The 26,249-nt window shown below is 53.1% G+C and carries 21 protein-coding genes; 17 read left to right on the plus strand and 4 right to left on the minus strand.

The features are described from left to right. Nucleotides 1-8 precede the first annotated feature (8 nt). Nucleotides 9-563: a type II secretion system assembly factor GspB gene (gspB, locus tag Z042_RS11800; protein ID WP_024913418.1), complete on the minus strand. Its 555-nt coding sequence runs from the start codon at nucleotides 561-563 to the stop codon at nucleotides 9-11. A gap of 168 nt (nucleotides 564-731) precedes the next feature. After that, nucleotides 732-3,998, minus strand: a complete 3,267-nt coding sequence (gene pulA / locus Z042_RS11805) for a pullulanase-type alpha-1,6-glucosidase (protein WP_024913419.1) — start codon at nucleotides 3,996-3,998, stop codon at nucleotides 732-734. Between the two features lie 420 nt (nucleotides 3,999-4,418). Between pulA and gspC the strand changes: the two genes are divergently transcribed. The 14 genes from gspC to Z042_RS11875 all read left to right on the plus strand — a co-directional run bounded on the left by gspC (nucleotide 4,419) and on the right by Z042_RS11875 (nucleotide 17,383). Next, nucleotides 4,419-5,273 carry a type II secretion system protein GspC gene (gene gspC / locus Z042_RS11810; RefSeq protein WP_024913420.1) on the plus strand — a complete coding sequence of 285 codons (855 nt, stop codon included), beginning with the start codon at nucleotides 4,419-4,421 and terminating at the stop codon, nucleotides 5,271-5,273. Nucleotides 5,274-5,300: 27 nt separating this feature from the next. Continuing rightward, on the plus strand, nucleotides 5,301-7,256 hold the full coding sequence (gene gspD, locus Z042_RS11815) for a type II secretion system secretin GspD (protein WP_045784787.1): 1,956 nt from the start codon (nucleotides 5,301-5,303) through the stop codon (nucleotides 7,254-7,256). Next, complete coding sequence (gene gspE, locus Z042_RS11820) at nucleotides 7,253-8,758, plus strand: type II secretion system ATPase GspE (RefSeq protein ID WP_024913422.1); 1,506 nt, start codon at nucleotides 7,253-7,255, stop codon at nucleotides 8,756-8,758. Before gspD ends, gspE begins: the two co-directional genes overlap by 4 nt. Nucleotide 8,759: 1 nt before the next feature. Then, nucleotides 8,760-9,983: a type II secretion system inner membrane protein GspF gene (gene gspF / locus Z042_RS11825; protein WP_024913423.1), complete on the plus strand. Its 1,224-nt coding sequence runs from the start codon at nucleotides 8,760-8,762 to the stop codon at nucleotides 9,981-9,983. A gap of 30 nt (nucleotides 9,984-10,013) precedes the next feature. After that, nucleotides 10,014-10,442 carry a type II secretion system major pseudopilin GspG gene (gspG, locus tag Z042_RS11830; RefSeq protein ID WP_024913424.1) on the plus strand — a complete coding sequence of 143 codons (429 nt, stop codon included), beginning with the start codon at nucleotides 10,014-10,016 and terminating at the stop codon, nucleotides 10,440-10,442. A gap of 32 nt (nucleotides 10,443-10,474) precedes the next feature. Beyond that, entirely contained in the window at nucleotides 10,475-10,993 is a 519-nt protein-coding gene (gene gspH / locus Z042_RS11835) for a type II secretion system minor pseudopilin GspH (protein WP_045784878.1), read from the plus strand. Then, entirely contained in the window at nucleotides 10,990-11,355 is a 366-nt protein-coding gene (gspI, locus tag Z042_RS11840) for a type II secretion system minor pseudopilin GspI (protein WP_024913426.1), read from the plus strand. The genes gspH and gspI overlap by 4 nt, the downstream gene beginning before the upstream one ends. Further along, a complete protein-coding gene (gspJ, locus tag Z042_RS11845; RefSeq protein ID WP_024913427.1) occupies nucleotides 11,352-11,951 on the plus strand; it encodes a type II secretion system minor pseudopilin GspJ in 600 nt (199 codons plus the stop codon). The genes gspI and gspJ overlap by 4 nt, the downstream gene beginning before the upstream one ends. After that, complete coding sequence (gene gspK, locus Z042_RS11850) at nucleotides 11,948-12,925, plus strand: type II secretion system minor pseudopilin GspK (protein ID WP_024913428.1); 978 nt, start codon at nucleotides 11,948-11,950, stop codon at nucleotides 12,923-12,925. The genes gspJ and gspK overlap by 4 nt, the downstream gene beginning before the upstream one ends. Next, nucleotides 12,922-14,124, plus strand: coding sequence for a type II secretion system protein GspL (gspL, locus tag Z042_RS11855; RefSeq protein WP_236849249.1), 1,203 nt, complete (start codon nucleotides 12,922-12,924; stop codon nucleotides 14,122-14,124). Before gspK ends, gspL begins: the two co-directional genes overlap by 4 nt. Further along, nucleotides 14,117-14,605 (plus strand): type II secretion system protein GspM, encoded by a 489-nt coding sequence (gene gspM / locus Z042_RS11860; protein WP_024913430.1) that lies wholly within the window; start codon nucleotides 14,117-14,119, stop codon nucleotides 14,603-14,605. The genes gspL and gspM overlap by 8 nt, the downstream gene beginning before the upstream one ends. Then, complete coding sequence (locus Z042_RS11865; RefSeq protein ID WP_081758465.1) at nucleotides 14,592-15,341, plus strand: type II secretion system protein N; 750 nt, start codon at nucleotides 14,592-14,594, stop codon at nucleotides 15,339-15,341. The genes gspM and Z042_RS11865 overlap by 14 nt, the downstream gene beginning before the upstream one ends. A 12-nt stretch (nucleotides 15,342-15,353) precedes the next feature. Then, nucleotides 15,354-16,196 carry a prepilin peptidase gene (locus tag Z042_RS11870; RefSeq protein WP_024913432.1) on the plus strand — a complete coding sequence of 281 codons (843 nt, stop codon included), beginning with the start codon at nucleotides 15,354-15,356 and terminating at the stop codon, nucleotides 16,194-16,196. A 92-nt stretch (nucleotides 16,197-16,288) separates the two neighbouring features. Beyond that, nucleotides 16,289-17,383, plus strand: a complete 1,095-nt coding sequence (locus Z042_RS11875) for a M14 family metallopeptidase (RefSeq protein WP_051506718.1) — start codon at nucleotides 16,289-16,291, stop codon at nucleotides 17,381-17,383. Nucleotides 17,384-17,915: 532 nt separating this feature from the next. On the opposite strand, the gene Z042_RS11885 is transcribed toward Z042_RS11875, so the two are convergent. After that, complete coding sequence (locus tag Z042_RS11885) at nucleotides 17,916-19,238, minus strand: 6-phospho-alpha-glucosidase (RefSeq protein ID WP_024913435.1); 1,323 nt, start codon at nucleotides 19,236-19,238, stop codon at nucleotides 17,916-17,918. Beyond that, nucleotides 19,235-20,857, minus strand: coding sequence for an alpha-glucoside-specific PTS transporter subunit IIBC (locus Z042_RS11890; RefSeq protein WP_024913436.1), 1,623 nt, complete (start codon nucleotides 20,855-20,857; stop codon nucleotides 19,235-19,237). The genes Z042_RS11885 and Z042_RS11890 overlap by 4 nt, the downstream gene beginning before the upstream one ends. Nucleotides 20,858-21,249: 392 nt before the next feature. Between Z042_RS11890 and Z042_RS11895 the strand changes: the two genes are divergently transcribed. From Z042_RS11895 to Z042_RS11905, 3 genes are all read left to right on the plus strand, one after another. Next, nucleotides 21,250-21,978 carry a GntR family transcriptional regulator gene (locus Z042_RS11895; RefSeq protein ID WP_024913437.1) on the plus strand — a complete coding sequence of 243 codons (729 nt, stop codon included), beginning with the start codon at nucleotides 21,250-21,252 and terminating at the stop codon, nucleotides 21,976-21,978. Between the two features lie 356 nt (nucleotides 21,979-22,334). Next, the gene (locus tag Z042_RS11900; RefSeq protein ID WP_024913438.1) at nucleotides 22,335-24,776 is read left to right on the plus strand and encodes a glycogen/starch/alpha-glucan phosphorylase; all 2,442 of its coding nucleotides are present in this window, start codon (nucleotides 22,335-22,337) and stop codon (nucleotides 24,774-24,776) included. A 140-nt stretch (nucleotides 24,777-24,916) separates the two neighbouring features. Then, complete coding sequence (locus tag Z042_RS11905; RefSeq protein WP_024913439.1) at nucleotides 24,917-26,197, plus strand: PP2C family protein-serine/threonine phosphatase; 1,281 nt, start codon at nucleotides 24,917-24,919, stop codon at nucleotides 26,195-26,197. The last annotated feature ends 52 nt before the right edge of the window (nucleotides 26,198-26,249 follow it).

Raw genomic sequence — 26,249 nt, forward strand, 5'->3', positions numbered from 1 at the left:
TTGCGTGCTTATTTTTCGCTGGGGTTTGCTACATCAACTTTGCCGCCGGGCCAATCTTCCAGCGCGTCGAGCGTGAATACTTCCCCGTTGAAATTGAAGATAGTCACATCCTGCTGAATCTGTTCAATTGTCAGATTAGCGGCTGGGCTATCGCCTTCATGATAACGTTGCCCATTCAGGGTAATGCTGCGTTTTTCATCTTCTGAAGCGTAAACGTGTGCGCTGTAACGCAGGGCAGGCAGCTCATCACTGGCCAATTCGCCAGGGGGGATTTCCTTATCTGTGTTCTCTTGCACCGCTGTGTCTTTACTCGGTTGGTTTACCACCTTTGGGTCAACTACGGCGGGCGGGGTGGGCGCCGTTTGCGCTATGGCCGAAGGGACGGCCTGAGAAAGCATCGCGGCCGGGCGATCAAGCGCCGGGCTATTGTGCCAATGCTCCCGGGCAAACCAGCCAAACGCGATAAACAGCAGCGCATAGATTGGCAACAAATAACCAGGAATAAACAGCCCGTTGCTGGGGCGAACACTGGCTTTGGGGGTTAGCTCTGTTTGATTGTCCACATCCCTGAACCTTTGAGTTAAGACGGGTTTGCTTGCGCCCGCATATCACTATGGGAAGAAGCTATCTGTCCGGCAAGCGCGGGTCAATAGCGCTGTGCGCGTATTTTGAGGTGATTTAACTGCGGTAAACAGAGCAGGGCCACCCAGAGGTGGCCCGAGACAAAAAGTTTATTTACTGCGGACGGGCAGGCCAGCGCCTTGCGTTATGCCTTGCGGTTTAACCAAAAGAGCCACAGACCACGCCGGAATCGTGATACTGCCATCGGGAGCAATATCGATGCCGGAGGCCAGCGAATCAGCTCCCAATGCCTGCTGGAGAGCGCTCAGGCTGAGGTTTTCCCCCGCAAAGTCATTAAACGTTCGGGCTTCCGGTGCGGCATTAATCACTACCACCAGCGCATCGGCCTGCGGATCGAGATCGTTGCCTGCCTGAGTGCCATCATCGATGGTCATCACCAGGAGCCCCAACTGTTGTGCTGTGCCAGTGTTGCGGAAATCAACGCGTTTCATCACTTCACTGCCGCTTCCCAATGTGATCAGCGGTGAAGAGTGGCGCAGCTGTGTGAGTTCCTGATAGAACGCGGTCATTTGTATGATTTCACTTTGACCAGGCGTTGCCACCGCGTCTTTCACGCTGCTGATGACGTCATAATTATCACCATCATCGCTGGCACGTGGCATTCCCACGTTGTAGTTGTTGTCCTGATAGCTGTAATCCACGCGATTATACCAGTCACCTGCATCATAGGAATCGCGGGTGAAGGATTTGGAACGCAGCAGTTCGGAACCTTGTTGATCGAACGCTAGCCCTTGCCCCAGCAAGGTGGTGGCCAGCGAAACCGCCTGCATCCGCACACGGGTGGCGAGATCGGCTTCATGTGCAGCCTTATAACTGATCATGTCCCACAAAGTTTGGTTGTCATGCTTGGAGACATAATTGAGAACTTCGGTGGGATCGTTAGCATAGCCCCCAATGGCACCGTTGTAGTCAATTTCGCTGCCTTTTTTCAGGTTACCGTCTTTATCGAACAACAGGAAATCGGCCAGATTGCCCGCCATTCCCAGGCGTGTCAGATCGGCCAGATGGCGCACCGTATCTTCGCTTTGCGTGGTTAGCTCGTTGCTCAATACTCCGGCACCGTTGCCAACGCCTTGGTTTTGCCGCAGAGAATCACCAGAATCAAACGGGCCACCGCCGCGCACGGCATCCCGCAGGCGATCGGAGAAGGTGCCGATTCCGGTGCCTTTCAGGGTGATCTGTGAAGCGATATCGAAGCGATCGTCCTGCCCGGAATTCCAACCTTCACCAAAGAAGTAGACATCAGGATTGACCGCTCTGACTTTTTCACGGGCTGCCAGGATTTGGGCTTTCGGGTGATACCCCATCAGATCGAAGCGGAAAGCATCGATCTTGTAGTCTTTGCTCCAAACTACCAGAGAATCTTCAATCAGTTTGGCAAACATCCGGTGTTCCGGGGCCGAATCAGAACAGCAGGTGGCCGATTCTACGCTGCCGGTTGATTCGTTCAAACGCTGATAATACCAGGGCACAATTTTGTCCAGCACCGAGGTGCGATCGGTCGGGCCTGCGGCGTTGGTGTGGTTATAGACCACATCCATGATGACGTTCATCCCCAACTGCTGCTTGATGGTTTGCACCATGGTGCGGAATTCTTTGATACGCAGCGTCCCTTCTGGGTCGGTAGCATAGGAGCCTTCCGGCACGGTGTAGTGGAAAGGATCGTAACCCCAATTATAGGAATCGGTTTGTGCTACATAGCCGTTCAATTCGTGTACTTGTGGATTGTCCTGGCTGTCATCCAATTTCAGTTCGTTAAGCACCTCGCCAATGGTGGCCGAACTGCTGCAATAACCCGCAAAGCGGCTTTGTTTGACGGCGTTGTTCAACTCGCACAGGCGGCTGAAAGGCTGCGGTAAATCGGCCACTTTGTCGGCGAATTCACTGACCGTCGCCAAATCGAATACCGGCAACAGTTCAATGTGCGTCACTCCTGACTGAGCCAGCTGCTTCAGGTGTTGCACCATGTTGCTGTCAGCGGCGGTCAATGCCAGATATTTACCGCGTACGGCTTCCGGCACCGTTTGATCCCAGGCGGAAAGATCGCGGATATGGGATTCATGGATCACCATACGAGCAAGATCGGCCTGAGTGGCCTGCGGATGCGGCATGGTCAGGCCGTCCCAGCCTGCGGGTTTTAATGCGCTGTCATTGAGATCCACCACCTGGCTGTATTCGGAATTGGTGGCGAGGCTGTGGGAATAGGGATCGGTAACCTCATACTGTTCCACTTTGCGTGATTGCGGATGGTAGACCTTGAGGGCGTAACGATAGAAAGCTCCGTTGAGATCGCTGCCGCCTTGATAGGACCAGGCTCCTGAATCGGCATCTCGCGTCATTGGGTGGCTACCCAGGACTTTTTTGTCTGCGCCGTAGAGCACAAGTTCAACCTGTTGGGCAGTGGGTGCCCAAAGGCGGAAAGTGATACCGGAGCCGGTGATTAAAGCGCCGTATTCCAGTTTTTCGGCGGCAGCAGAGAAGCGGTCGTCCAGTACGCCAGCGGTTTGTATCTGGGTGGCCGAACTTAAAATACCCTCCTGATTGGTGGCAAGGGCAACGGTTTCCCCCGTCAGCAGCGTATCCACGTTGGCATCATCAGGGAGTTTAAAAGCGGCATAATCGGCAAGATGTGGGAAACGATCGCGGGTTTCCTGGCTGAGGCTGGTCGGCGTCAGGGTGAGATAATGATCGGTAAATCTCCCTTCGCTGTTGGCCGCGATCTTGCCGCTGTGGTTGTAATAAAGGCGCACAATGGGTTTCCCTTCTCCGGCAGGCCAGAGGAGCGTTTGTTTATCTACCCAGTGTGCTTCTGCCAGTGCCACCCCGAAGGCGGCCTGGAAAGCTTCGGCGCGAGTATCGTACAACGCGCTGCTGCCCGCGAGTACTGATACGGTGCGATCGGGGAAGTCACTGAACGACAAGCGCATATCCGCATCAATCAACTTATTGGTGCCATCGCGCAGAATGAAGTTGATACAGCCGGTCATTTTGTTCAATGGCAGTATCCAGTAAGGGCCATAGCTGTCGCTGCCTGCGGGTGTTGTACTGGTGTCATTCCAGTCACTGGACGTTTTTTCCAGTGAGTCGCAGTTATCGTTATTCCACAAGAACAGATTTTTGCTGCTGTAATCAGCGCTAGCTCGGCGAGTGACCCCGGCAATATCAACCAGGTGAATCACTGCCTGGAGCTCACCTGCGGTGATGGCTTCACTGGGGATGGCAATATCAGGTAAACGTGCAACAGGTTCCAGATTATTTGGCGTGTTAGAGTTAGTATCAGAAGAATTATTGTTATCACAGCCGCTCAGTAAGATGAGCGAGCCAAACAGTAGGGCATTACGGGTATGTTTCAGCATTCTAAATTCCCTATCAAACAAACGTAATAGAAAGTAAGAAATGGTATTTATATGTAAATCTATGACATTAGATATTGCAGACCGAGGCGGAGCATCATCCTGGCAGAGAAGGAAATGGGGCGTAGGAAGCAGGAGGAACAGACATTGAGCGGGGATGACGAATAAAATAGCCCCCAAGGTTTAAGAAAAAGAAATTGCTATCAAAACAGAAAGATGAATAATCCGTTCGGTGGTTTATAGTTTTAGTTATTATTCTTTCCGTCACACAATCAGGTATACAGTGGTGAGTAGTGAACATCATTTAGCAGCCTGGGGTTGAAAAGAGCGGCTCTGAACAAGATTTCAGGCAGGGCAACCGTGGCGGTATCGGCAAGCTGGTGACTCACATGCATAGGGAAACTGGCACAAGGAAGGCATAGGATGCGATTTTCTGCAATGATTCTGTCGATCAAAGAGGTAACGTTTAGGCTGCTCACGCCGCGCTGGGTGTTGTGTGCCATTATGCTATTGATTTGCAATCAATTGGCACTATCAACATGGCGCCTTTGGCTACCGTCTGAAATTCCGACGCTCGATTCAGCACAAGCTATGTTGCCGCAAACCCCATCTGCCCGCCCTGAGACGGCAGGAAACTATCGTTTTACCCTGTTTGGCACCGCCGCTCCTGTTTCTAAAACTGTTACCACTGCGGCATCGGAGGCTTCTCTGCGTAATGCGCCGTTATCCGCGCTAAAAATCAACCTGACCGGTATTGTTGCCAGCCCCACGCCAGCCCATTCCATCGCCATTATCGGCAAAGACAGCCAGCAATTCAGCCTCGGTATCGGTGATAGCACGCCGGGTTACGATGCAAAAATTGCGGCTATTTTTGCCGATCGTGTCGTGATTGCTTATGAAGGGCGGCATGAATCCTTGCTTCTGTTTAACGACGCGCCAGCGGCGGCCAGCGGTGAAAAGGTGCAATCAACTGCGCAGATCAAAGAGCAGCTACAGATGCAGCCGGAAACCATTCTTAACTATCTGAACATTTCCCCCGTGATGGCAGACAACAAACTGACCGGCTATCGCCTGAATCCAGGTGCTCAAGGGGAGTTGTTCCAGCGGGTTGGGTTGAAGGAAAACGACTTGGCAGTGGCGCTGAATGGGCTGGATCTGCGCGATGCGCAACAGGCCCAGCAGGCACTGAAACAGTTGCCGGAACTCAGGGAACTGAGCCTTACCGTTGAACGTGACGGTCAATTGCAGGATATTTACGTTGCTCTTGGAGATAATTAATTGTTTAGTAAAGGAATAATCGGGGGCTTGCGCATTTTGGTATTGGCCGTTGCACTATCGGGTGCTCAGTCAGGCTGGAGTGCCGAGTTTTCTGCCAGCTTCAAGGGAACGGATATTCAGGAATTTATTAATACCGTCAGTAAAAATCTGAATAAGACCGTCATTATTGATCCCTCCGTGCGTGGCACCATCACCGTGCGCAGTTACGATACGTTGAACGAAGAGCAGTATTATCAGTTTTTCCTCAGTGTGCTGGATGTGTATGGTTTTGCCGTGGTGGACATGCAGAACGGCGTGCTGAAAGTAGTGCGTTCAAAAGATGCCAAAACGGCGGCGGTGCCGGTAGCGAACGATGCGGAACCGGGGCAGGGGGATGAAGTAGTGACCCGTGTGGTGCCGGTCAACAACGTGGCGGCCAGAGATCTGGCACCGCTGTTGCGCCAGCTTAACGACAATGCCGGGGCGGGCAGCGTGGTGCATTATGAGCCTTCCAACGTGCTATTGATGACCGGGCGGGCGGCGGTGATCAAACGTCTGATGTCGATTGTTGAACGGGTCGACAAAGTGGGCGATCGCAGTGTGGTAACGGTGCCTCTTTCCTATGCTTCGGCTGCCGAAGTGGTAAAACTGGTCACTGAATTAACCAAAGATGCGGGCAAATCGGCGATGCCTAGCCTGATGATGGCTAACCTGGTGGCGGATGAACGCACCAATTCGGTGCTGGTCAGCGGTGAACCTAATTCCCGTCAGCGGATTATCGCCATGATCAAGCAGTTGGATCGCGAACAGGCGGTGCAAGGCAATACCAAAGTCATCTACCTGAAATACGCGAAAGCCACCGATTTGGTAGAAGTGCTGACCGGCGTCAGCGCCAGTATTCAGAGCGAGAAACAGGAAGCCAAACCGGCGGTAGCGCTGCATAAAGACATCACGATTAAAGCTCATGAGCAGACCAATGCGTTGATCTTAACGGGCGCACCGGATGTCATGCGCGATCTGGAAAAGGTGATTGCTCAGTTGGATATTCGGCGTGCGCAGGTGCTGGTAGAGGCCATTATCGCCGAAGTTCAGGATGCCGATGGCCTCAATCTGGGAATTCAGTGGGCCAACAAACATGCCGGAGTGACACAGTTTACCAACACCGGCCTGCCGATCACTACGGCCATCGCTGGGGTTAATCAATATAACCAAGATGGCACCATCAACAGTAGTTTGGCCAGCGCGCTGAACAGTTTCAACGGCATTGCCGCAGGCTTTTATCAAGGCAACTGGGCAATGTTGCTGACCGCGCTCTCCAGCAGCAGCAAGAACGATATTCTGGCAACGCCAAGTATTGTCACGCTGGATAACATGGAAGCTACCTTCAACGTTGGGCAAGAAGTGCCGGTGCTTTCAGGCTCACGTACCACGTCTGGCGATAATATTTTCAATACGGTGGAGCGCAAGACCGTTGGTATCAAACTGAAGGTCAAACCGCAGATTAACGAAGGGGATTCGGTGTTGCTGGAGATTGAGCAAGAGGTTTCCAGCGTGGCGGATTCGGCTTCCAGCAGCAGTAGCAATCTGGGTGCCACTTTCAATACTCGCACGGTTAACAATGCGGTATTGGTAGGCAGTGGCGAAACCGTGGTGGTGGGGGGCTTGCTGGATAAAACGGTACGCGACAGTACCGATAAAGTGCCGCTGCTGGGGGATATCCCGGTGTTGGGGTATTTATTCCGCTCCAATAGCCAACAGGTTTCCAAGCGCAACCTGATGCTGTTTATCCGCCCATCGATCATCCGCGATCGCGACGAATATCGCCGTGCTTCATCTGATAAATATCAAGCGTTTAACCAAGAACAAGAGCAACTGCGCGGTAAAGAAACTCGTAGCCTGACCTTAAGTAATGATGTGCTGAAATTGCCGGCGGATCAGAATGGAACCGCTTTCCGCCAGGTCAATGCGGCGATCAGCGCGTTCTATCAACGGGGAGTGCAATGATCAGCGCCCCAACGGAGAGCGGCGAAGCACGTCCTCAGTTGCCTTTTGCCTATGCGCGCGCGCAACGTATTCTGCTGCTGCGCGATCAAACCGGTTGCCAGGTATTCTGCGTGGCTGATACGGCGGCAACCGCTTTGCTGGAAGCGCGGCGGGTGGCAGGATGTAGCCTGACCGTTAACACACTGTCGGTAGATGAGTTTGAAAAGCAGCTGGTGATCAGCTATCAGCGTGACTCGGAAGAAGCGCGGCGGATGATGGCTGATATCGGCAATGAAATGGATTTCTATACGCTGGCCGAAGAACTGCCTGACAGCGATGATCTGCTGGACGCAGACGACGACGCGCCGATTATCCGCCTGATCAACGCCATGCTGACCGAGGCGATTAAAGACAAAGCGTCGGATATCCATATCGAAACCTATGAACGCCATTTGCAAATCCGTTTCCGGGTGGACGGCGTGCTGCGTGAAATCCTGCGGCCGCAGCGGCGCTTGGCGTCGTTGTTGATCTCGCGCATCAAGGTCATGGCGAAGCTGGATATTGCCGAAAAGCGTATCCCGCAGGATGGGCGTATGGCGTTGCGCATTGGCGGCAGAGCTATTGACGTGCGCGTCTCAACTCTGCCCTCCAACTATGGCGAGCGGATTGTGCTGCGTTTGCTGGATAAAAACAGCGTCAATCTGGATCTCGCCACGCTGGGAATGTCGCCGCAAAACCAACGGCAAATCGATGAACTGATCCAGCGCCCACACGGCATTATTCTGGTGACAGGCCCGACTGGTTCGGGCAAAAGTACCACGCTGTACGCTGCGTTGAGCCGGTTGAATGCCAGCGAACGCAACATCATGACGGTCGAAGATCCTATTGAATATGAACTGGACGGTATCGGCCAGACGCAGGTGAATCCCAAAGTAGATATGACCTTTGCCCGTGGGCTGCGCGCTATTTTGCGCCAAGACCCGGATGTAGTGCTGGTGGGGGAGATCCGCGATGGGGAAACCGCCCAGATTGCGGTTCAGGCTTCCTTGACCGGCCACCTGGTACTTTCAACCTTGCATACCAACAGCGCGCTCGGCGCGTTATCGCGCCTGCAAGATATGGGCATCGAACCTTTTCTGTTATCAACCTCATTGCTGGCAGTGCTGGCACAGCGGCTGGTGCGCACGTTATGCCCTGACTGCCGTCAACCCTATGCAGCCGATCAGGAACTGGCCCGGCAGATGGCGATTTCGCCGGGAACCCCGCTCTGGCAGCCGAAAGGGTGCCAGAAATGCGGCTATACCGGTTATCGCGGGCGCACGGGTATCCATGAACTGTTGTTGATTGACGATCGGGTGCGCTTGGCGATCCACCAAGGGGAAAGTGAACTGGCTATCGCCCGTCAACTGCGCAATGAATACACCACGCTGCGCCTTGATGGCCGCGAGAAAGTGCTGGCAGGGGAAACCAGTTGGGAAGAAGTGGTACGCGTCACTGAAAACCACGTTCAGGAAGAGGAGTGACATGGCACTGTTCCATTATCAGGCATTAGATGATCGTGGTAAAAAACGCCGGGGGGTACAAGAGGCCGATTCTGCCCGCCATGCCCGCCAACTGCTGCGGGAGCAAGGCCTGGTTCCGGTAAGCCTGGATGAAGGGCAGGATGAACGCCAACGGGCCCGCAGCGGCAAGCGCGTTTTATGGCAGCGCGGGATCAGCAGTGCCGATCTGGCGTTACTGACCCGGCAACTCGCCACCTTGGTAGCCGCTGCGCTGCCGCTGGAGGAAGCGCTTGACGCCGTGGCGAAACAGAGTGAAAAGCCGCGCCAGCGCGCCTTAATGGCGGCGGTGCGCACCAAAGTGCTGGAAGGGCATTCACTGGCCGAGGCCATGAGCGGCTATCCCGCCAGTTTTGAACGCCTGTATTGCGCCATGGTGGCAGCGGGAGAAGCCTCCGGCCATCTGGATCTGGTGCTGAACCGGCTGGCGGATTACACCGAACAACGCCAGCAAATGCGTGCCCGCATCCTTCAGGCGATGATTTATCCTTGTGTCCTGACGGTGGTGGCGATCAGCGTGATTGCGATTTTGCTGTCTGCCGTGGTGCCCAAAGTGGTGGAGCAGTTTATTCATATGAAACAGGCGCTGCCACTGTCTACCCGGCTGCTGATGGGGTTGAGCGACGGAGTGCGTGCTTTTGGCCCTTGGTTGCTGCTGTTGATGCTGGCCGGTGTGCTACTGCTGCGTATGTTGCTGCGCCAGGAATCCCGGCGCGTGGTTTTTCATCGCCAATTACTGCGTTTACCGGTGATTGGCCGTATTGCCCGTGGCCTGAATACGGCCCGTTATGCCCGCACCTTGAGCATCCTCAATGCCAGCGCGGTGCCGTTGTTGCAAGCTATGCGCATCAGTGGAGAAGTGTTGACCAATGATTATGCGCGCCGCCAACTGGCCGTAGCGACAGAATCCGTGCGTGAAGGCGTAAGCCTGCACCGGGCTTTGGAACTGACGGGGCTGTTTCCCCCGATGATGCGCCATATGATCGCCAGCGGTGAACGCAGTGGCGAACTGGACGGCATGCTGGAGCGGGCGGCCGATAATCAGGACCGGGAATTCACTGCCCAGATGCAGCTGGCATTGGGGCTGTTTGAGCCATTGTTGGTGGTGAGCATGGCGGGGGTGGTGCTGTTTATTGTTTTGGCGATTCTGCAACCGATCCTGCAACTCAATAGCTTGATGAGTATGTAAATGAGCAATCTGCAATTAACGGAGAGAAATATGCGGCAACAGCGTCAGCGTGGCTTTACCCTGCTGGAAATAATGGTAGTGATTGTGATCCTGGGTATTCTGGCCAGTTTGGTGGTGCCTAACTTGATGGGGAACAAAGATAAAGCCGACCACCAGAAAGTGGTCAGCGATCTGGTGGCGCTTGAGAGTGCATTAGATATGTACAAGCTGGATAACAGCCGCTACCCGACCACCGAACAGGGGTTACAGGCGCTGGTCAGCAAGCCATCGGCAGCGCCGGAAGCGCGCAATTATCCTGAAGGAGGATATATCCGCCGTTTGCCGCAAGACCCGTGGGGAGGGGATTATCAATTGTTGAGCCCCGGGCAACATGGCCAGATAGATATTTTCTCTTACGGGCCTGACGGAGTACCGGATACCGAAGATGACATCGGTAACTGGACTATCGGTAAGAAATAGTGCGCCAACGCGGCTTCACGTTGCTGGAGATGATGCTGGTGGTATTGCTGATAGGCAGTGCTGCCAGCCTGGTGATGATGTCATTCCCCGCCGTACAGCAAAATACCCCACAGCAGCAGCTTGAACGTTTTCAGGCACAATTGGAGTTTGCGTTGGACGACAGCCAGCAGAATGGCCAACTGTTGGGGATTCAAGTGCGGCCAGAGGGCTGGCTGTTCCAAATTTTGCAGCGGCGGCCGCCCGAAAGCAGCGAATTGCCGCGGGGTTCCGACATCTGGCAGGGGTATTTCTGGCAACAGTGGCAACCGCGCCGTGCGGCGTTAGGCAGCGAATTGCCAGAGGGTATGTTTCTTGAGTTGCAGTTTCCTGGCATGCAGGAATGGCCACCGGCTAATGCAGCGGCGGCAGAGCCGGATATTCTGCTGCTGCCCGGTGGGGAGATTACGCCGTTTGAACTGGTTTTCAGCCAGGTGGGTAACGGCCCCAAAGTCTGGCTGCGGGTTGATGAAGCTGGTGTGATCAGCACTTCAAAACATGAGTCGGCGCCATGAAAACGCAACGCGGGATGACGTTGCTGGAGGTGCTGGTGGCGCTGGTGGTTTTTGCCCTGGCAGGATTGGCGTTATTGCAAACCACGGCACAGCAGGCGGGCGGTATTGGCCGTATGGAAGAAAAGGTGCTGGCGAGCTGGCTGGCGGATAATCAGCAGGTGCAGCTGCATCTGGATAAAACCTGGCCGGAAAAGCGTTGGAGCGACAAGACCGTGACCTTTGCCGGGGAAGAGTGGTACCTGCGCTGGCAAGGGGTGGATACCGGGCTCGATCAGCTGCGTGCGCTGGACGTTGAAGTGCGGCGTAAAAAAGAAGATACGGCCGCCTTGGTTTCTCTGCGCAGCTATGTGGTGCGCGAATGAGCCGCCGTTCGACACAGGGCTTCACTCTGCTGGAAATGTTACTGGCGCTGGCTATTTTCGCGGCCTTAAGCATCAGTGCATTCCAGGTGTTGCAAGGCGTGATGCGTAATGACGAAATTTCCCAACGTAAGGTGCAGCGCTTGGCCGAGCTTCAGCGGGCGTTTGTGCAGATGGACAAGGATTTTGGTCAGATTATCCCACGTCATAGCCGGGGGCAGGATCGCCTGTTAACGGCCGCACGTTACCAACTGGAGAGTGAAGACTGGGCCGTGTCTTTCATGCGCAATAGTTGGCAGAACCCGTTGGGGATGCTGCCCCGCTCCGAATTACAGAATGTCGGTTATCGCCTGCGTAATCAGCAGTTAGAGCGCTTGAGTTATTTCCATGCCGATCCGCAGGTAGGCGAAATACCGGTGGTTAAGGTGTTGCTTAGCGGCGTCAGCAGGTTTCAACTGCGTTTTTTTGCCAATGGTGCCTGGCAAGACAGTTGGGACAGCGCAACAGCGTTACCGCAGGGGATTGAAGTGACGCTGACGGTCGCTGAGTTGGGTGAATTGACCCGGTTGTTTTTGATTACCGAAGAGGCCGCAGGATGAGGGCGCGGCAAAAAGGCGTAGCGCTGCTGGTGATTCTGCTGATCCTGGCTTTGATGGTCACCATCGCAGCCACCATCGCGGAGCGCAATGGGCGCACTTATCTGCGCACGGCGGCTCAGTTGGATCACCAACAGGCGAAGTGGTATGGCCGTGCGGCAGAGGCGCTGGCCGGAAAGATGCTGCAAAGAGACTGGCTGGATTCCCCCGACAAAACCCATTTAGCTCAAAACTGGGCGCAGGAAGGGCGTCGTTTCCCCGTTGATGGGGGGGAAGTGCTGGGGCAAATTGTCGATGCTCAAGCCTGTTTTAATCTTAATGCCATTAATCAGGGGACTTCGGATCTGGAGGTACAGCCATATCCGGCCAAGGTTTTTTTGCAGTTGTTGAAAAACCTGGGGGAAGAATCGCAGCGCGCTGCGCAGGTGACCGCAGCTCTGCGCGACTGGATAGACAGTGACAGTGAGCCCGGCATCAACGGTGCGGAAGATGAAATTTATATGGCATTAGATGTGCCTTATCTGCCTGCGAACCAGCCGATGCAGGATGTCAGTGAGTTGCGAATGGTTTCAGGCGTTGATGCCGATCTCTATCGGCGTTTGCTGCCATATGTCTGTGCGTTGCCAACGCAGAAGTTATCGGTAAATGTGAATACCCTGCGTGAATCCCAAGGGGCTTTATTGGCCGCGTTATTTCTGGCGGAGCTTGACCCAACCGAGGCTTCACAATTGTTGCAGCAGCGTCCACGTGAAGGATGGAGCAGTATGCTGGAATTTTTGGCTCTGCCAGCGTTACAGAATATCGACACCTCGGCGATCAAGCCGGCGTTGGCCGTGAGTAGCGATCTCTTTATGGCGAATTTCAGCGTGCTGATGGGGGATAGCCAGTTCAGCCAACACAGTTTATTGCAGAGAAAAGGCAATAATTTTCATGTGGTACAGCGCAAATATGGATTAAGCATGATGGTGATGCCTTGATAAACAACATAAAACGCTCTACGGAAGAACGGTTAGTTCTGCGTTTGCCCAGTGATGACACTCAGCCGGTGCTGTGGCGATTTGTTGCAGCAGGCCGCCAGCGGCAGGGGAGCCTGGCCGTGGGGGAGACTGACCATGAGCTGGCGGGTTTGCTGGCTGCCCACCCGGCATGGGTGTTGGTGCCAGCGAGCGAGTTTGCCTTTCATCGCGTTGCTTTGCCACGCCGTGCCCGGCGTCAAAGTTTGCAGGTGTTGCCGTTTATGCTGGAGGAACAACTGGCAACGGACATTGAACGCCTGCACTTCGCCATTTTGCAGCAAAGTGGCGATGAATGTGATGTGGCGGTGGTTGAAAAAAGTGCCATGCATCAGTGGCTTGCCCGCTGTGAGCAACTGGGTGTGCGGATTCAGACGCTGCTTCCCGATGTGCTGATGTTGCCGTTAGCCGCCGATGGCTGGAGTGCGGTTCATCTGAATGATCAATGGTTGTTCCGCCGGGAAGCCTATGCCGGGATGATGGTGGAGTCGTCCTGGTTGCCTGAATTATTGGCGGCCTGGGCTCCACCGGTGATTGAGAGTTACTCTGCGCCACCGGCACCGATGATCAACGTATCGGAGTGGCGCGTGCAACCGCCACAGGATTTGCTGCAACTGGCGGCGGAAAGTGAGGTTTATCGCGGTGCCGATCTGTGCCAGGGGGAGTTCACCCGCTCCAGCCCTTGGCGAGCAAAATTAGGCGCATGGCGGCTGGTGATACTGGCCTTGGTGGGGTATCTCCTGTTGCTGGGGGCTGACGCTGGTTTGTCTCATTACCGCCTTTGGCAACAGGCTGAACACTGGCGGCAAGAAGGTAAACGAGTCTACCAACAACTGTTTCCGTTGGACAAAAACGTGGTTAACCCGCGGGTACAGATGCAGCAGCATTTGCAGCAGCTACAACCGGCTGAGCAGGGTGGATTCACCGCGCAACTGCGCCAATTGCAGCAGCTGATGGCGGATAATACGGCAATTCAGCTACAGGCGATCTCCTATGACGCCAGCCGTAAAGAGCTGAAAGTCGATCTGCATGCGGCTTCTTTCCAGACGTTGGAACAGTTTCAGCAGCGTGCTGGACAGCATTATCGGGTGCAACCCGGCGAAGTTAAGCAGAACCCAAATGGCGTAGAGAGCCGGTTGATTCTGGGGATACAGGATGAATGAACTGAAACGCCGCTGGTTGCAGATCAGCCCACGTGAGCGCGGGTTGGTAGTGGGATGTGGTGTATTGCTGATCGTGAGCTTGTGCTATTACGCACTGTGGTTACCTTGGCAACAGCAGGCTGAACAGTGGCAGCGCACCATCGCCCGTGAAAAAGGCACAGTGGAGTGGATGCTGCAACAGGCTCCGCGCTTGCAGCAGCAAGCGGCCCGGCCAATGCCGGAAGAAACCTTGAGTTTGTCGGCCACGGTAACACGCAGCGCTGCCGCTCAGGGCATCAACATTACCCGTTTGCAGCCACAGGGTGAACGGCTGGCGCTGACGCTGGAACCGAGTGACTTTAATGCCCTCATGCAATGGCTCACGCAGTTGGAACAGCAGCAGGGTATTCGTATTGCTGCCTTTGAGGTAGCGGCGCAGCCCCGCACGCCGGGGTGGGTGGTGGTCAACAAGCTGGTGCTGGAGCGCCATGATGGGCGCTAAAGCGAGAAAAACGGTGCTATGGCTGGCTTGTTATCTGTTACTGCTGCTGGGAAGCGCTCCAGCACAGCTGCTACGGTTTTTTGTGCCGCCGGAAATGAGTATCGGCAGTTTTTCAGGTTCCCTGTGGCAGGGCAGCCTGCACCAGTTTGCCTGGCGTGGTTTTACGCTGGCCGAAGCCCACTGGCAACTCACCCTGTCTGCATGGCAACCTGCGCTGCGGCTAGAACTGCGGGGCGCGCAGGAGGGGATGCATGGCTCAGGCACTCTGCGCGGGTGGCTGCGCCCGCAACTGCATGATTGGCAGTTATCCGCGCCGGCAGAATGGGTGCGGCAGCAGTTGCCACTGCCTTTACCGATCACGGCACAGGGGCAGTTACAGCTGCGGTTGCAGCAGGGGGAGTTCAGCCCGCATGGCTGCGTCAGCCTCAGCGGCGGTTCCGTTAATTGGCAAAATGCACAGTTGGCTACCCCGTTGGGGGAGCTGGTGTTGGCCAATGTGCAAGGCCAATTGAGCTGCGATGCAAAAGGGGCATTGGCGTTGGTATTGAAGCAGGACTCTGCGCATGTGAGCTTAACCGGGCGCGGCACTGTTGGCGTTGATGGGCGTTATCAGTTCAGTGGCCTGTTGCGCAGTGGACCGGTATTACCGGAAAGTATGAAGCCGTTGATAAATCAGTTGGGCAGAGCCAATGCCCAGGGTCAATACGTCTGGCAGCTTCAAGGGCGTTATCAATAACAGGGAGATTTTGTGCGCTTGTTACTGGATTTTACCCACGCTTTTCCCGTCCTCTGGTTGTGCTCGGTGGGGGCGCTGGGAGTGATTGCCGGCAGCTTTCTTAATGTGGTGATTTACCGGGTGCCGGTAATGTTGGAAATGCGTTGGCGTTGTGAGGCACTGCTGCAACTGGCGCAGCCTTTGCCTGAGCCAATCCCCCGTTTTAACCTGTTGTTACCGCATTCTTGCTGCCCATACTGCCAGCATCCGGTAGCGGCCAGAGACAATATTCCCTTGTTGAGCTTCCTGTTGTTAAAGGGAAAAGCGCGTTGCTGTGGTGAGCGTATCTCTTGGCGTTACCCGCTGGTTGAAGCAGTAACGGCTGGGTTGTTTGTGCTGGCCGCGCTGGCATTGCCGCTGGGGATGCCGTTGCTGGGAGCCTGGATATTTCTCGCCGTTTTGCTGGCGCTAGCCGTGATTGATCACCATACGCAGCTGTTGCCGGATATGTTGACGTTGCCGCTGCTGTGGGTCGGGTTACTGTTTAATTTGCAGGGGCATTTCGTTCCGTTAGAACAGGCGATAATAGGCGCAATGGCAGGATATCTCTCTTTATGGGGCGTGTTCTGGCTGTTCAAGCTGGCGACAGGTAAGGAGGCGCTGGGTTACGGTGACTTCAAACTGTTGGCGGCGCTGGGGGCTTGGCTCGGCTGGCAGGCACTACCGCAGGTGATTTTGCTGGCAGCGACCAGCGGATTGCTGTTTACGGTCATGCAGCGGGTGTTGGCACGCACGGATCTCAGCCAGCCATTAGCCTTTGGCCCATGGCTGGCGTTGGGCGGTGCGGTGAATATGTTGTTGCCCTTGATTTTTTAAGCTGTGCAGAGGCATTTTAGCTGATGCTGTTTGTTGACCGCCGACCGGTGAGCCAGGGAAGCGGTTTTTTAATGATACCTATAGGGAAGTCTATGTATAAAGTGACGATGTTGGCGGCGTTGTTGATGGGCGCGTTTAGCGCTCAGGCAGCAACGGTGTATACCGGAGACAAGATTGACGGCAATCCGGTGATCAGCAAGTTGGATGTGGACGATCTGGAAGCGGGGAAGGTTTATCGCTTTATGTTCCAGGGAGCGAGTAATGGTATCAGCCAGCATTGGTACGTGCCGATCCTGGTGGCTAAAGGGGCACAGTCTGGCCCTAAACTGGGCCTGCAAGCGGCGATTCACGGCGATGAACTGAACGGTGTGCGGGTAATACAGCAGGTGTTTGAAAAACTGAACCCTGCCGAGTTGAAAGGCAGCGTTGTGGGTGCGATCGGCGCTAACCCTTCCGGTATGCTGGCGAACAACCGCAACTGGCAGTTGGTGAATGACGGTGGCGACATGATCGATTTCAACCGCATCTGGCCGGGCAAGGAGAAAGGCAATACTGCGGAACAGCACGCCTGGCTGCTGTGGAATAATCTGTGGGCGGGCAATGTCGGTATGTTCGTAGATATGCATACGCAAAGCCGTGGCACTGAATATCCGTTGTTTATCTATGCGGATTACCGTAACCCACAGGTGAAGCAAATGGCTGAGCTGTTCCCGGCCGATCAGATTAAAGCCGATCCCGGCGAGAAAGGTTCTGTAGAAACTACCTTTGTTGAAAACCAGATCCCGGCCATCACGCTTGAAGTCGGCAAACCGAAACTGTATCAACCTGAACTGATCGCACGTAGCGTAACGGGCGTACATAATCTGATGATTCAGCAAGGGATGCTCACCGGGCAGTTGGGGGCGACTGCGCAACAGCAGAAGACTTATATTGGTAATGAAATGAGTTCGATTCGTGCTGAGGTGGGTGGGTTTGCCGAGATCTTGGTCAAGGTTGGAGATGGGGTGACCAAAGGGCAGAAAGTGGCGGTGCAACGTAATGCGTTTGGTGATGTGATTCGTGAATATACCGCTACGCACGACGGCAAGGTACTGGCGATTGGTGATGACCCACTGCGTGAAGCGCGCGGGTTACTGGTGCGTATCCTGTTTACCAACCCGGACCCACAATGTGCGGATGGTTGTTGATCCTGGTTATTAATGTTAACTCCAAAGAAACGGTGGTTTGAACGATCTGTGCTTAAAGTTTGCAGATTTTTATGCCAGATCACATGTGGTGCGTATACTATTCGAGCATTAGGTGTATGCTCAAGAGTACGGCTCATTTAATGAGCACGTGGTCGTCTTGACGTTGACACGTCACTTTTATACCCGGCAGCTTGAAGAATGGCGGGTATACCGTGAAAGCTTCAGGAGGAGTCAAATGGAAGTCTTAGAGCGATATTATGTTTATGCGAAGAACACAAGCAACATGGATTTTCTCGCGTCTACAGTTGCATTCTTAGAATTCCAGGGACGAAAAATCAATGCTCAGGATGTAGCGGGGAATATGTCACGCGAACAAAGTGACAATTTTTTTGATCGACTCAACCATTATCGTGCAATCTACAGAAAGCAAACATCGTTATCGTGAAACCTTAAGCCTCGATGATTCGGGGCTTTTTTCTCTTTATTGCAATATGCAGGAAAGCCGGTGCCTTTCCAGACACCGGCTGCCGTTTTAGCGTAATTCCGGCCAGTAGTCTTTATTGGCTGCGATCAGATCGTCAAGAATGGCTTTGGCAACGGAAGCGCTAGGCACCGTTTTGGATAGCGTGATTGCCTGCCAGAGCTTTTGATAAGAACGCTGTTCCCAGGCATCCACCACTAATTTCTCCACGGCCACCTGCTGGCTCATCAACCCTTTCTGGAATTGCGGAATGTTCCCGACCACCAGCGGCTCTGGCCCGTTGCTGCCTACCAGACAAGGGATTTCCACCATCGCTTCTGGATCGAAATTATTGATGGCACCGTTATTGGGCACAATCAACAACATGCGTTCCTGAGTGTTAAAGGCAATCGCCGCTGCCAGATCGACAATATAAGAAGCATGTTCATCAATCTCCAGCTCACCCGCCGAGGATTTTCCCGCCTGGATGATGGCGTTACAGGAACCAAATACCTGTTTTTCGCGGTGTTCCATTACTTCGTTGGCACGGGTGTGCTGCGGATTGGCATGTTGCACCACATAATCAGGGAACAGATAGTACTTCAGGTAGGTATTTGGCAAAGTGTCGGGATCGAGCGCCCAAACGTCTTTGGCTTTGGCAAAGGTGTCGTTCCAGCTGGCTTCGGTGGTCTGCTGTTTGGTTGGCGGGATATAACCACATTTTGCCACGTGCTCACGGATTTTCGGCATCAAATCGTTGCCTGCCAGATCTTCAACCGCAGTCCACCAGCCGAAGTGATTCAGGCCATAATAGCGGGTGCGCATCTCTTTGCGGTCTTGCAGCCCGGCAATCTGCGCCATACGCCCTTCGATGCCAATCGGCATATCGCAGATATTGAGAATTTTAGCCTGAGGGCGCAGGCGGCGGGTCGCTTCGGCCACAATCGCCGCCGGATTGGAATAATTGAGCATCCAGGCATTGGGCGAGTATTTCGCCATATAGTCAGCGATTTCCAGCACGCCGCCGATAGAGCGCATCCCGTAAGCGATTCCCCCTGGCCCACAGGTTTCTTGCCCCACCACGCCGTGGCGCAGCGGAATTTTTTCGTCTTTTTCTCGCATCGGGTATTTGCCCACCCGAATATGCGCCATGACAAAATCAACGTCGCTGAACGCGGTTTGCGGATGAGTGGTGTAACTGAATTCAATCTCCGGTGCCTGCTCTTGCAGCAGGATTTTACAGGCTTCAGCAATGGTTTCCTGGCGTGCGCCATCGTTGTCGTAGAATTTTATGGCGCGCAGCGGGAAACGATGCTGGTTTGCCAACAGCATTAATACGATGCCTGGCGTAAAAGTGCTGCCGCCACCGGCGACGACGACCGAGAATTTTTTCATAATACTGCCTCTGCTATGGGTGTGTTTTCGAGAGAGGAGAGCTCTTTTATCAGGCTCTCGAGTTGATCCCGGACTTGGGGAACGTGCAGGCCGACAATGACCTGAATACCGTTGCTGCGGCGCACAACGCCATGTGCCCCCAGCGCTTTAAAGTGGCCGTCGCTTTGCGTGAGCGCCATATCGGCCAGCGTGATACGTAGGCGTGTTGCGCAGTTATTGATGCTAAGAATATTGCCGCTGCCGCCAAGCGCCCGCAGGAAACCGATCGCTTGGCCGGTTTGCTGGTTCGGGCTGGCTGCCGCCGTGGTTTGAGCACGCGCCGCCTGGTAATCCGCCTTGCTGTAGAGTCTGATTTCACTCTCTTCGCGGCCCGGAGTTTTCAGGTTGAAGCGCACGATCAGCGTGCGGAAGATAACAAAGTAGAGAGCGGTAAACGCAACGCCGATGCCGATTTGGGTGGCGATCATCGCGCTATGGTTATGGAACATGGGTATCCAATTTTGCGGCAGAAACTGGTCAAGCAGGCCGCCCCCCATGTTGCCGACCACGCCACAGAGATACATCACCGTTGCCATGGTGGCCGCCAGCACGGCGTGTACCGCAAATAACAGCGGCGAGATGAACAAGAAGGTGAATTCCAGCGGTTCGGTGATGCCCACCAACATGGCAGTCAAAGTGGCAGGGATCAGTAAACCAGCTACCTTGGTGCGGTTTTCAGGCGCGGCGGTGAAATAGAGTGCTAACGCAATTCCCACTGAACCGAAGATTTTTGAATTGCCGTACAGCGCAAAGCCGCCTTCTGGGAACAGGTTTTTCAGCGGTTCGGTACTTTGGCTGAATTCTTGCAAATGTTGCGCCCAGTAAACCTGAATTCCACCTTCAACGGCGGCCGGGCCGTAAATAAAGGGGCCGTAAACGAAGTGATGCAGCCCGGTCGGGATCAGAATACGTTCGAGGAAGGTATAAACCCAGACGCCAAGCGCCCCGGCGCTACGCAAAAACCCTTGTAACGATTCAATGCCCAGTTGCACTTTGGGCCAGCCCAGCAGGGTGAGCCAGGCACAGGGGATCATGACCAGAAAAGCGATAATCACCACGAAAGAACTGCCCTGAAAAATCCCCAGAAAGACGGGCAAAGGTTTGTCGAAATAACGGTTATGAATTGCGGTGACCAGCCCGGAAATCACAATCGCACCAATAATGCTGGTATCGAGCGTTTTTATTCCGGCAATGAAGGTTAAACCGCTGCCTGCGCTCGGTTCGGCGCTGAAATCCACGCCAAAGAAATGGCCCCAGGTCATGCCCATGGCATTAATAAAATAGTTCCAAGTGAGAAAGCTGACCAAAACTGCCAGACAGGCGCGCCCAGGCGCTTGTTTAGCCAGGCCAATCGGCAAACCGATGGCAAAAACAAGCGGCATATTGCGGAAAACCGTCCAACCGCCTTCTTCGATAATATGGACAATTTGCGCAAATAAATGATCGGGCGCGGTGAGCGCTTCCCCGACAAACAACGGGTTACGCAGCATGATCGCAAGACCTACCACCATTCCGGCAAACGGAAACAGCAGTACCGGGGTAAACATGGCTCCACCGAAGCGTTGTATTTGACTGAGCATTTTTAAATCCTCATTGATACCCTTTTTATTTGCAGCGGTAGGGAGTTGTGCTGTTTAAATCGGCCACAGACCGATTTGCTCTGCTGCCTACCTGCAACAAGTACTTTGGGATAACAATTTGAAGGGTGACTGATTTTGTTTTTTATATTGGTCTGAGGCTGAGAGTAAGAAGCTTGCTAGCGGCTTGGCTTGGCCCAACATGCCGATTCGTGATCGCTTTCATGGTTTTTCTTTGAGCTAAGTGGTCTATTTTTTATGAATTTCATAGACACGCTAATTGAGGTGTTAACAGATCACATTTTTGTATTTAAATTATTTTTTAATAATCAGCTTATTAATGCTATTACGGGTGATTGATTGAATAAAATACGTAATGTGAAAGAGGTCTACAGATGATCTATAAATCTATTGCCGATCAGTTACGTATTCGGCTGAATTCTGCGGATTACAACATTGGTAGCCCGTTACCCAGTGAAAAAAAGCTGGTGGAGGAATTTGCGGTATCACGGATGACCATTCGTAAAGCGGTGGATCTATTGATTGAATGGGGATTGGTTATCCGCCGCCATGGCAGTGGAACTTATGTGGCAAATAAAGATGTGCATCATGAAACCACTAATCTGACCGGTTTTATTGAGGTGATGAAAAATCAGGGTAAGCAAGTGGTGAGTGAAGTATTGGAGTTTGTCGTCATGCCCGCTCCCCCGGCAATTGCCAGCCAACTGCGGATAAAAATAGATGAACGCATCTATTATTCGCGCCGGGTGCGCTCGGTTGACGGTAAACCCCTGATGGTGGAAGACAGCTATATGCCGATGAAATTATTCCGCAATTTATCGGTTGCTCACTTGGAGGGTTCTAAATTTGCCTACATTGAAGATGAATGTCATATGACGATATGTGGCAACTATGAAAGTCTGACACCGGTATTGGCCGATAAAAAAATGGCGGCATTGCTGAATATTGAACAGCAGACGCCCATTTTGCGAATCACCTCACTTTCTTACAGCGATAATGGTCAATTCCTGAACTATTCGGTGATGTTCCGTAATGCCAGTGAATACCAGGTGGATTACCACTTAAGGCGCGAATCACCCCGTAACCGCCTGCCAGATCCCTGAGCCGTGGCCAGCGTAATATTGGGGCAGCCAGCGGTATTTTCTGCGAGAAATTTATACTTCTGTTATTTAACACCGAGTTGCAAAAAGCAGTCTACACTTGGCATAGGCTTTTGGTTGCTATACCCGTCATACTTCAAGTTGCATGTGTGTCAGCTGCGCTCTTTCATCCTAGTCACCTAGTGAACTAGGTTCCTGGGGATTATGAGCCTCATGCTGAGGTTCCTCCTACGGGCCAGCGCAAGCGCTGTTCAAAAACGCCTTGGCGTTTTTGTCCTGCCACTCGAATTATTTTGGGTAGATTTATCTTCTGGTATTAAACAGAAAAACTCGGATGCAGGAACGCATTAGGAGCTGAAATGAATACAGAATTAACCAATATCAAGATGCCCAGTATTGAAGAAATAAAGAAAAGCGTTATCAGTAAGTTGAGATACAGTTTGTGCCTGGAACTTGAAAGCGCCACCAATGCTGACATTTTTAATGCATTGGCATTAACCCTACGGGATTATCAGCTTGATGGCTTCTTTAATACGCGGAAAGTGCAGAAAGCAACAAAATCCAAACGTCTCTATTATCTCTCCATGGAGTTTTTACTTGGCCAGTCCTTGCGTAATAACCTGACGAATGTCGGATTACTGCAACAGGCCAAACAGGCGATTGAAGAATTAGGGTTTGATTTTGAGCAGATTACGGCGGAAGAGCCGGATGCGGCTTTAGGTAATGGTGGATTAGGGCGTTTGGCGGCCTGTTTTATTGACTCCATGGCAACGCTGGATATCGCCGCTTCTGGTCACGGCATTAAATATGAATATGGTCTGTTTAAACAGGTCATCCAGAATAATAAGCAGGTTGAACAGCCTGATGACTGGCATTCAACACATTCCCCCTGGTTAATCGAACACCATTCACAGTTGATGTTAATTCCTATCGGCGGCCATATTGAAGAAGGCGAAGATAGTGAGGGGAATTACAATCCGATGTGGATGGACTGGAAAGTCCTGGTGGGTATTCCCCATGATTATCTGGTAACGGGGTATGGGGGGAAAACGGTAAATACGCTGCGCTTGTACAGCGCGGGCGCATCTGATTCATTTGACGTGCATATCTTTAACCGCGGTGATTACCTGCGTGCGGTCAGCGAGAAGATTGCTTCAGAGAATATTTCGAAAATACTTTACCCGGCAGATGAGATCCAATCAGGCAAAGAACTGCGGCTGACGCAAGAGTATTTTCTGGTTGCCTGTACGTTGCGTGACATCTTTCACGATTATGCGCAGATTTCTTCGGATATTACCGCGCTGCCTGATTCCGTTGCCATCCAGCTAAACGACACCCACCCGGCGTTGGCTATTGTCGAAATGATGCGGGTTCTGGTGGATGAACATCGTCTGGATTGGGCGGTTGCCTGGGGAATTACGCAAAAAACCTGCGCCTTCACCAACCACACCTTAATGCCTGAAGCGCTGGAAACCTGGCCGGTGGCGTTATTTGAAAAATTGCTGCCGCGTCACCTGCAAATTATTTATGAGATCAACCATCGCTTCCTTGATGAGGTGGCAGAAAAATGGCCTGATAAGCCGCATTTGCTGGCGTCACTGTCGCTGTTTGAAGAAAGAGGCGAGAAAAAGGTCCGCATGGCGAACCTTGCCATCGTTGGCAGCCATAAGGTGAATGGGGTTGCCAAGCTGCATTCTGAATTGATTACCCAAACGCTGGTGCCTGATTTTTATTTCATCACGCCAGAAAAGTTCACCAATCAGACTAACGGCGTTACGCCTCGGCGCTGGCTTCAGCAGGCCAACCCTAACCTGGCCACGTTTTTAACCCGCCAGTTGGGCAACGGTTGGGTCACCGATCTCGACAAGTTGCAACGGCTGAAAAAATTGGCCAAAGACAGCGGGGTGGTAGAAGAAATCCAGGCAATCAAGCTCAAGAACAAACAGGCGCTATGCCGCCAGATTGCCGCCCAGCAAGGGGTTCAGCTTGATCCGTTGGCGATGTTTGACTGCCAGGTGAAGCGTATCCATGAGTACAAACGGCAATTGCTGAATATTCTGCATGTGATACATGCGTACCTGGAAATTGTGGAGTCCGGCCATACGCAAGCGCCTAAAGTACACCTGTTTGCCGGCAAGGCGGCACCGGGTTACGCCATGGCAAAATTGATCATCCAACTGATTAATGAAGTGGCGAGAAAGGTGAATAGCGATCCTCGAACCAAAGGCCAGCTTAGCGTGCTGTTTCTTGAGGATTATAAAGTCTCACTGGCTGAACACATTATTCCCGCTACCGATCTTTCTGAGCAGATTTCCACTGCGGGCACTGAGGCTTCTGGCACCAGTAACATGAAGTTTGCCATGAATGGAGCATTGACGATCGGGACATTGGATGGCGCCAATATTGAGATCCGCGATGCGGTTGGGGAAGAAAATTTTTATCTGTTTGGCGCCAATGCGGATGAAATTAATACCCACCGGCAAGCGGGTTCGCATAATCGGATTTATCAGAATAACGATCCGGCGATTAACCGGGCCGTGGAGGCGCTGATCTCCGGCCGTTTTAATGCGGATACCTCTATTTTCTGGCCGATTTATCACATGCTTACCGAGGGCGATCACTATTGCCACTTGCTGGACTTTGACAGCTATCGCATAGCACAGCAGCAGGCGCAGGCTGATTTCTCCCAGCAGTTGCAATGGCACCAGCGGGCATTGCTGAATATTGCCAATATGGGCAGTTTCTCCAGCGATCGCACGATCAAAGGCTATGCGACGGAAATTTGGGGAATAGGTTCTTGATTTGATTGAGACATAATGGGTTTCAGAATGCAGCGGATACTCCGTTGAGGCAGAATGATTGTCGGCAGAACATTAATGGCGTGGATTTTCACAATAGCCGGTGGAAGCCTTACCACGCCTTCTGAGGCAAAGGATCTCTTATGGAACAGCTTACTGATAGTCATCATTCCGCAGCGATGGAAGTGACGGTACTGATTGTGGATGACTCAAAAAGCTATCGCCATCTGATGGCTACGATGCTGGCTAAATGGGGATTCCGTATCTGCGAAGCGGAGGACGGCGAGTGCGCGCTACGCCTGTTGGAACAGCAATCGGTGCATATCGTGATCAGCGATTGGGAAATGCCGGTAATGAACGGTGTTGATCTGTGCCGGGCGATCCGCAGTAACGATTTTGGTCGTTATATCTATGTCATTCTGGTGACCGCCCGGCAATCTCTTGAGGATCTGCTCACGGGAATGGAGGCCGGGGCCGATGATTTTCTGTCTAAACCGGTAAACCAGAGCCAGCTCCGTGCCCGGTTGCATGCCGCAGAACGCGTACTGCAACTCGAAAACACTCTGGCGGCACGCAATGAAAAAATCTCCTCTGCTTACCGGCAAATCGAGTCCGACTTGCAGGCGGCGGCGAAGCTCCAGAACAGCGTGCTGCCAGCCCATAATCTGTTTTTGTCTGGCTTCGAAGCGGATTGGATGTTTCTGCCTTCCGCTTATGTCTCAGGGGATCTGCTGAATTACTTCTCGCTGAATGAACGGCATATCGCGTTTTTCAGTGTGGATGTTGCAGGCCATGGCGTCAGTGCGGCGATGCTGTCTTTGGCGGTTGCGCGGGAGTTTTTGACGGGCCGGATCAGTAACCAACTGTTGGTCAATCAAAACGGCGCGGGGGAAAGTTCACCAGTGGCACCGCATCAGGTGGTGGGGGAACTGAATCAGCGTTTTTGCCTGGATAATGACGAGGTCTTTAGCTATTACACGCTGATTTATGGCGTGATAGATACCACCAATGGTCAGGGTACGCTTTGCCAGGCTGGGCATCCGACGCCTTTCATTATTCGTACCGGAGGTGAGCTGTTTCCTATCGGGGACGGGGGAATGCCTGTGGGGTTGCTCCCGCAGGCCGAATACCAGGACAGCCACTTTACGCTTGAGATTGGCGATCGCCTTTACCTGTACAGCGACGGCATTACTGAGTGTGAAAACGACCAGCAGGAACTTTACGGCGAACAACGTTTACAACAACTGCTCCGCGAATGTCGGATGCTACCCAAACATCAGGTGTTTGAGCGGGTGGAGAAGGTATTAAGTCTCTGGCGCAGCAGTGAAGTTACCCAGCGTCAGGAACAGGATCTAAAGCAACCTCGGCCTTTTACCGATGATATTTCACTGATGGCCATTGAACGCTGTGCACCGCGCCCATAGCGGCGAGCCATAAAGATGACTCCCTATCGCTGGGGAGTTTAACCACGATATT

The organism is Chania multitudinisentens RB-25 (assembly GCF_000520015.2).
GTDB lineage: Bacteria > Pseudomonadota > Gammaproteobacteria > Enterobacterales > Enterobacteriaceae > Chania > Chania multitudinisentens.

Bases quoted from the DNA above. Each gene is read 5' to 3' on its own strand.
- gspJ (WP_024913427.1), top strand. From the start codon at position 11,352: ATGAGCCGCCGTTCGACACAGGGCTTCACTCTGCTGGAAATGTTACTG.
- Z042_RS11875 (WP_051506718.1), top strand. From the start codon at position 16,289: ATGTATAAAGTGACGATGTTGGCGGCGTTGTTGATGGGCGCGTTTAGC.
- gspH (WP_045784878.1), top strand. From the start codon at position 10,475: ATGCTGGTGGTATTGCTGATAGGCAGTGCTGCCAGCCTGGTGATGATG.
- gspI (WP_024913426.1), top strand. From the start codon at position 10,990: ATGAAAACGCAACGCGGGATGACGTTGCTGGAGGTGCTGGTGGCGCTG.
- Z042_RS11885 (WP_024913435.1), bottom strand. From the start codon at position 19,238: ATGAAAAAATTCTCGGTCGTCGTCGCCGGTGGCGGCAGCACTTTTACG.
- gspK (WP_024913428.1), top strand. From the start codon at position 11,948: ATGAGGGCGCGGCAAAAAGGCGTAGCGCTGCTGGTGATTCTGCTGATC.
- pulA (WP_024913419.1), bottom strand. From the start codon at position 3,998: ATGCTGAAACATACCCGTAATGCCCTACTGTTTGGCTCGCTCATCTTA.
- gspM (WP_024913430.1), top strand. From the start codon at position 14,117: ATGAATGAACTGAAACGCCGCTGGTTGCAGATCAGCCCACGTGAGCGC.
- gspE (WP_024913422.1), top strand. From the start codon at position 7,253: ATGATCAGCGCCCCAACGGAGAGCGGCGAAGCACGTCCTCAGTTGCCT.
- Z042_RS11865 (WP_081758465.1), top strand. From the start codon at position 14,592: ATGATGGGCGCTAAAGCGAGAAAAACGGTGCTATGGCTGGCTTGTTAT.
- Z042_RS11900 (WP_024913438.1), top strand. From the start codon at position 22,335: ATGAATACAGAATTAACCAATATCAAGATGCCCAGTATTGAAGAAATA.
- Z042_RS11905 (WP_024913439.1), top strand. From the start codon at position 24,917: ATGGAACAGCTTACTGATAGTCATCATTCCGCAGCGATGGAAGTGACG.
- Z042_RS11895 (WP_024913437.1), top strand. From the start codon at position 21,250: ATGATCTATAAATCTATTGCCGATCAGTTACGTATTCGGCTGAATTCT.
- gspG (WP_024913424.1), top strand. From the start codon at position 10,014: ATGCGGCAACAGCGTCAGCGTGGCTTTACCCTGCTGGAAATAATGGTA.
- Z042_RS11890 (WP_024913436.1), bottom strand. From the start codon at position 20,857: ATGCTCAGTCAAATACAACGCTTCGGTGGAGCCATGTTTACCCCGGTA.
- gspF (WP_024913423.1), top strand. From the start codon at position 8,760: ATGGCACTGTTCCATTATCAGGCATTAGATGATCGTGGTAAAAAACGC.
- gspC (WP_024913420.1), top strand. From the start codon at position 4,419: ATGCGATTTTCTGCAATGATTCTGTCGATCAAAGAGGTAACGTTTAGG.